Annotated in this window: 2 protein-coding genes and 1 pseudogene; all 3 read left to right on the top strand. The window is 74.9% G+C overall.

Translation table 11 applies throughout. The features are described from left to right. A partial coding sequence (locus ASC82_RS04435; protein ID WP_157863434.1) for an SDR family NAD(P)-dependent oxidoreductase occupies positions 1-4605 on the top strand: 4605 nt, incomplete at its 5' end. 92 nt (positions 4606-4697) lie between these two features. Next, positions 4698-6591 (top strand): annotated as a pseudogene (locus tag ASC82_RS30915) (type I polyketide synthase); the annotation flags it as partial. A gap of 33 nt (positions 6592-6624) precedes the next feature. After that, positions 6625-7026 (top strand): acyltransferase domain-containing protein (locus ASC82_RS30910; RefSeq protein WP_277914772.1); only part of this gene is annotated, 402 nt, incomplete at its 3' end.

Below are 7026 nucleotides of genomic sequence, written 5' to 3'. Positions count from 1 at the left end.
GTCGTGGCCCTGCGCAGCCAGTCCATCGCCACCCACCTCGCCGGCAAGGGCGGCATGATCTCCCTCGCCCTCAGCGAGAGTGCCGCCCTCGAACGACTCGTGCACTTCGACGGGTTGTCCGTGGCGGCGGTCAACGGGCCGACCGCGACCGTGGTCTCGGGCGACCCGATCCAGATCCAGGAACTCGCCAACTCCTGTGAGACCGACGGGATCCGCGCGCGGATCATCCCCGTCGACTACGCCTCCCACAGCCCCCACGTCGAGATCATCGAGGCCGAGCTCGCCGAAGTCCTCGCCGGGCTGAACCCGCAGACCCCCCGCGTGCCATTCTTCTCCACCCTCGAAGGCGCATGGATCACCGGCCCCGTCCTGGACGGCGCCTACTGGTACCGCAACCTCCGCCACCGCGTCGGCTTCGCGCCGGCGGTCGCGACGCTCGCCGCCGACGAAGGCTTCACGCACTTCGTCGAGGTCAGCGCCCACCCCGTCCTCACCATGGCACTCCCCGAGACCGTCACCGGCCTCGGCACCCTCCGCCGCGAGCAGGGCGGACAGACCCGCCTCGTCACCTCCCTCGCCGAGGCGTGGACCAACGGCCTCCCCGTGGACTGGACGCCGCTCCTGCCCGTCGCGACCACCCACGCCGACCTCCCCACGTACGCCTTCCAGACCGAGCGCTACTGGCCGCAGCCCGACCTCTCCGCCACCGGTGACATCACCTCCGCCGGTCTCGGGGCGGCCGAGCACCCGCTGCTCGGTGCGGCCGTTCCGCTCGCGGACTCCGACGGCTGCCTGCTCACGGGCAGCCTGTCCCTCCGTACGCACCCCTGGCTGGCGGACCACGCGGTGTCCGGCACCGTACTGCTGCCGGGGACGGCCTTCGTGGAGCTGGCGTTCCGGGCCGGGGACCAGGCCGGCTGCGATCTGGTCGAGGAGCTCACCCTCGACGCGCCGCTCGTCCTGCCCCGCCGCGGCGCGGTCCGCGTGCAGCTGTCCGTCGGTGCGGGCGACGAGTCCGGTCGCCGTACCTTCGCCCTCTACGCTCACCCCGAGGACGCGTCGGGCGAGGCGGTGTGGACGCGCCACGCCACCGGTGTGCTGGCCGTCCGCACGCAGGACGCCACGCCCGCCGCCGACACGGAGGCCTGGCCCCCGGCGGGCGCCGAGCCGGTGGACGTGGACGGTCTGTACGAGCGTTTCGCGGCGAGCGGCTACGGCTACGGCCCCCTCTTCCAGGGCGTCCGTGGTGTCTGGCGGCGCGGCGACGAGGTGTTCGCCGACGTGGCCCTGCCGACCGAGGTCGCCGGTGCCGAGGGCGCGCGGTTCGGTCTCCACCCGGCGCTGCTCGACGCCGCCGTGCAGGCGGCGGGCGCGGGCGGGGCGTTCGGCGAGGGCACGCGTCTGCCGTTCGCCTGGAGCGGGCTCTCGCTGTACGCGGTCGGCGCCACCGCCCTGCGGGTGCGGCTGGCCCCGGTCGGCCCGGACACCGTGTCCCTGACCGCCGCCGACGCCACCGGGCAGCCGGTACTCGCCGCGGACTCCCTCACGGTGCTTCCCGTCGACCCCGCGCAACTGGCGGCGCTCGCCGACCCGACGCCGGACTCGCTGCACGTCCTGGAGTGGACCGCCTGGGACGGTGCCGCGCAGGCGGCGCTGCCCGGCACGGTCGTGCTGGGCGCCGACGCCGACGGCTTCGCCGCGGCGCTGCGCGCCGGCGGCACCGACGTCCTCGCCTTCCCCGACCTCGCCGCCCTGGCGCAGGCCGTCGGCGCGGGCGGGACCCCGGCCCCGACGACCGTCCTGGCGGCCTGCCCCGCTCCCGGCCCCGGTGGGCCGGAGCACGTCCGCGAAGCCCTGCACGGGGCACTCGGGCTGATGCAGGCCTGGCTCGCCGACGAGCGGTTCGCCGACGCGCGTCTGGTGCTCGTGACGCGTGACGCGGTCGCCGCCCGTCCGGGCGACGCGCTGCTGTCGACCGGTCAGGCCGCCGTGTGGGGTCTGGGCCGGTCCGCGCAGACGGAGAGCCCGGGCCGGATCGTCCTGCTCGACCTCTCCGGTGGGGCGCTCGGCGACACCCTGGCGGCCGCCCTCGGTTCGGACGAGCCGCAGCTCGCCGTGCGCGACGGCGCGCTCCTCGTCCCCCGGCTGGCGCGGGCCACCGCGTCCGGCGCGGCCGGCGGCCTCGCCGCTCTGCCGCTTCCCGCCGCTCCGGCCCTCTGGCGCCTGGAGCCCGGTACGGACGGCAGCCTGGAGAGCCTCGCGGCCGCGCCCGGCGACGCCGACTCCCTCGCACCGGAACCGCTCGGTCCCGGCCAGGTCCGCATCGCCGTACGGGCCACGGGTCTCAACTTCCGTGACGTCCTGATCGCCCTCGGCATGTACCCCGATCCGGCGCTGATGGGCACCGAGGGCGCCGGCGTCGTCACCGCCACCGGCCCCGGCGTCACGCACCTCGCCCCCGGCGACCGCGTCATGGGCCTGCTCTCCGGCGCGTACGCCCCGGTCGTCGTCGCCGACGCGCGGACCGTGGCGCGGATGCCCGAGGGGTGGACGTTCGCCCAGGCCGCCTCCGTGCCGGTGGTGTTCCTGACGGCCGTCTACGCCCTGCGCGACCTGGCGGACGTCAAGCCCGGCGAGCGCCTCCTGGTCCACGCCGCCGCCGGCGGCGTGGGCATGGCCGCCGTGCAGCTCGCCCGCCACTGGGGCGTGGAGGTCCACGGCACGGCGAGCCCGGGCAAGTGGGAGGCCCTGCGCCGCCTCGGTCTGGACGACGCGCACATCAGCTCCTCCCGCGACCTCGACTTCGAGGCCGTGTTCCGCACGACCTCGGGCGGGGCGGGCATGGACGTCGTCCTGAACTCGCTCGCCCGCGAGTTCGTCGACGCGTCGCTGCGCCTGCTCGGTCCCGGCGGCCGTTTCGTGGAGATGGGCAAGACCGACGTGCGCGACGCGGAGAAGGTCGCCGCCGACCACCCCGGCGTCGGCTACCGCGCGTTCGACCTCGGCGAGGCCGGGCCGGAGCGGATCGGCGAGATGCTCGCCGAGGTACTCGCCCTCTTCGAGAGCGGCGTGCTGGAGCACCTCCCCGTGGCCGCGTGGGACGTGCGCCGCGCCCGCGACGCCTTCCGGCACGTCAGCCAGGCGCGTCACACGGGCAAGGTCGTCCTGACCATGCCGTCGGGTCTCGACCCGGAGGGGACGGTCCTGGTGACCGGCGGCACCGGCGCGCTGGGCGGCATCGTGGCCCGGCACGTGGTGAGCGAGTGGGGCGTGCGGCGCCTGCTGCTCGTGAGCCGTCGCGGTACGGACGCGCCGGGCGCGGCGGAGCTGGTGGCAGGTCTTGAGGCTCTCGGTGCGGAGGTGTCCGTGGCCGCGTGTGACGTGGCGGACCGGGACTCGCTCACCGGGCTGCTGGCCGGGGTTCCGGCCGAGCACCCGCTGACCGCGGTCGTCCACACGGCGGGCGTCCTGTCGGACGGAACGGTCCCGTCGATGACGACGGCGGACGTGGAGCACGTCCTGCGTCCCAAGGTCGACGCGGCGTTCCTCCTCGACGAGCTGACCTCCGCCTCCGACCTGGCGGCGTTCGTCATGTTCTCCTCCGCCGCCGCCGTCTTCGGCGGAGCGGGCCAGGGAGCGTACGCGGCGGCCAACGCCGCCCTCGACGCCCTCGCCTTCCGCCGCCGGGCGGCCGGGCTCCCGGCCCTCTCCCTCGGCTGGGGCCTCTGGGCCGAGAACAGCGGCATGACCGGCGGCCTGAGCGACACCGACCGCTCGCGGCTCGCCCGTTCCGGGGCGACGCCCATGGACAGCGCGCTGACCCTGTCCCTCCTGGACGCGGCGATGCGCCGCGACGACCCGGCGCTCGTCCCGATCGCCCTGGACGTCACCGCGCTCCGCGCCCAGGAGCGCGACGGCATGCTGGCGCCGCTGCTCAGCGGGCTCACCCGCGGGGCGCGGGCCGGCGGCGCGCCGGTCAACCAGCGCAGGACCGCCGCCGGCGGCCCCGCCGAGGGGGACACGGACCTCGCCGGGCGGCTCGCCGCGATGACGGCGGACGACCGGGCCGCACACCTGCGGGACCTCGTCCGTACGCACGTGGCGACCGTCCTCGGACACGGCACCCCGAGCCGGGTCGACACCGAGCGCGCCTTCCGCGACACCGGCTTCGACTCCCTGACCGCCGTCGAACTCCGCAACCGCCTCAACGCGGCCACCGGACTGCGGCTCCCGGCCACGCTCGTCTTCGACCACCCGACACCCGGAGAGCTCGCCGCGCACCTGCTCGACGAACTCGCCGCGGGCGCGGGCGCGGCCTGGGCGGACGGATCGGGGTCCGCGTCCGGATCCGGATCCGGATCCGGCATCGAGGGCTCCGCCACGGACCGGCAGACCGCGGCGGCCCTCGCCGAACTCGACCGGCTGGAGGGGGTCCTCGCCTCCCTCGCGCCCGCCGCCGGCGGCCGTCCGGAGCTCGCCGCCCGGCTCAGGGCGCTGGCCGCGGCCCTGGGGGACGACGGCGACGACGCCACCGACCTGGACGAGGCGTCCGACGACGACCTCTTCTCCTTCATCGACAGGGAGCTGGGCGACTCCGACTCCTGACCTGACCGACACCCCCCCGGCACACCAGCCCACAGGCACCACAGGCACCACCAGCCCCTCAGACACGGAACGGACAGGCGAGAACGGGAGCCATGGCGAACAACGAAGACAAGCTCCGCGACTATCTCAAGCGCGTCACCGCCGAGCTGCAGCAGAACACCAAGCGTCTGCGCGAGATCGAGGGACGCACGCACGAGCCGATCGCGATCGTGGGCATGGCGTGCCGCCTGCCGGGCGGTGTCGCCTCGCCGGAGGACCTGTGGCAGCTGGTGGCCGGGGACGGGGACGCGATCTCGGAGTTCCCTGAGGACCGCGGCTGGGACGTCGAGGGGCTGTACGACCCGGACCCGGACGCCTCCGGACGGACGTATTGCCGGTCCGGCGGATTCCTGCACGACGCGGGTGAGTTCGACGCCGACTTCTTCGGGATCTCGCCCCGCGAGGCCCTCGCCATGGACCCGCAGCAGCGACTGTCCCTCACCACCGCGTGGGAGGCGATCGAGCACGCCGGCATCGACCCGACGACCCTGAAGGGCAGCGGTCTCGGCGTCTTCGTCGGCGGCTGGCACACCGGCTACACCTCGGGCCAGAGCACGGCCCTGCAGTCGCCGGAGCTGGAGGGCCACCTGGTCAGCGGTGCGGCGCTGGGCTTCCTGTCCGGCCGCATCGCGTACGTCCTCGGTACGGACGGACCGGCCCTGACGGTCGACACGGCGTGCTCGTCGTCGCTCGTCGCCCTGCACCTCGCCGTGCAGGCCCTCCGCAAGGGCGAGTGCGACATGGCCCTCGCCGGCGGCGTCACGGTCATGCCCAACGCCGACCTCTTCGTCCAGTTCAGCCGGCAGCGCGGCCTGGCCGCGGACGGCCGGTCGAAGGCGTTCGCCACGTCGGCGGACGGCTTCGGCCCGGCGGAGGGCGCCGGCGTCCTCCTGGTGGAGCGCGTGTCGGACGCACGCCGCAACGGCCACCGCGTCCTCGCGGTCGTCCGCGGCAGCGCCGTCAACCAGGACGGCGCGAGCAACGGCCTCACGGCCCCGAACGGCCCGTCGCAGCAGCGCGTGATCCGGCGCGCCCTGGCCGACGCCCGGCTCGCGGCGGGCGACGTGGACGTCGTCGAGGCGCACGGCACGGGTACGCGCCTCGGCGACCCGATCGAGGCACAGGCGCTCATCGCCACGTACGGGCGGGAGCGCGGCAGCGAACAGCCGCTGCGGCTGGGCGCGTTGAAGTCGAACATCGGGCACACGCAGGCCGCGGCCGGTGTCGCCGGTGTGATCAAGATGGTCCAGGCGATGCGCCACGGGCTGCTTCCGAAGACGCTCCACGTGGACGAGCCCTCGGACCAGATCGACTGGTCGGCGGGCACGGTCGAGCTCCTCACGGAGGCCGTGGACTGGCCGGAGAAGACCGACGGCGGACTGCGCCGGGCGGCAGTCTCCTCCTTCGGCATCAGCGGCACGAACGCCCACGTGGTGATCGAAGAGGCCCCGGTCGCCTCCGAGGCGACGGAGGCCGTCGAGTCCCCGGCCGGTGTCGTGCCGTGGCTCGTGTCCGCGAAGACCCCCGCCGCGCTCGACGCCCAGATCGGACGGCTCTCCGCGTACGCGGAGAGCCGTACGGACCTGGACCCGGCCGCGGCGGCCCGTGCACTGCTCGACGGGCGCACGGCGATGGAGTACCGCGCGGTCGCGGTCGGCAACGGCCGGGAGGCTTTGCGGGACGCCCTGCGGATGCCGGAGGGGCTGGTACGCGGCACGGCGTCCGACCTCGGTCGCGTGGCGTTCGTGTTCCCCGGCCAGGGCACGCAGTGGGCCGGGATGGGCGCCGAACTCCTCGACGTATCGAAGGAGTTCGCGGAAGCCATGGCCGAGTGCGAGACCGCACTCTCCCCGTACGTCGACTGGTCCCTTGAGGCCGTCGTCCGGCAGACGCCGGGTGCGCCCTCACTGGAGCGGGTCGACGTCGTCCAGCCCGTCACCTTCGCCGNTGTTCCCCGGCCAGGGCACGCAGTGGGCCGGGATGGGCGCCGACCTCCTCGACTCATCACAGGAGTTCGGCGCCGCGATGGCCGAGTGCGAGACCGCGTTCGCCCCGTACGTCGACTGGTCCCTTGAGGCCGTCGTCCGGCAGACGCCGGGTGCGCCCTCACTGGAGCGGGTCGACGTCGTCCAGCCCGTCACCTTCGCCGTCATGGCGTCCCTGGCCCGCGTGTGGCAGCACTACGGCGTGACGCCGCAGGCCGTCATCGGCCACTCCCAGGGCGAGATCGCCGCCGCGTACGTCGCCGGGGCGCTGACTCTGGACGACGCCGCTCGGGTCGTGGCCCTGCGCAGCCAGTCCATCGCCACCCACCTCGCCGGCAAGGGCGGCATGATCTCCCTCGCCCTCAGCGAGAGTGCCGCCCTCGAACGACTCGTGGAC

Source organism: Streptomyces sp. Root431, assembly GCF_001426585.1.
Lineage (GTDB): Bacteria > Actinomycetota > Actinomycetes > Streptomycetales > Streptomycetaceae > Streptomyces > Streptomyces stackebrandtii.
Note: the sequence above shows the minus strand (reverse complement) of the source record. Positions and strands in the feature narration are given on the sequence as shown.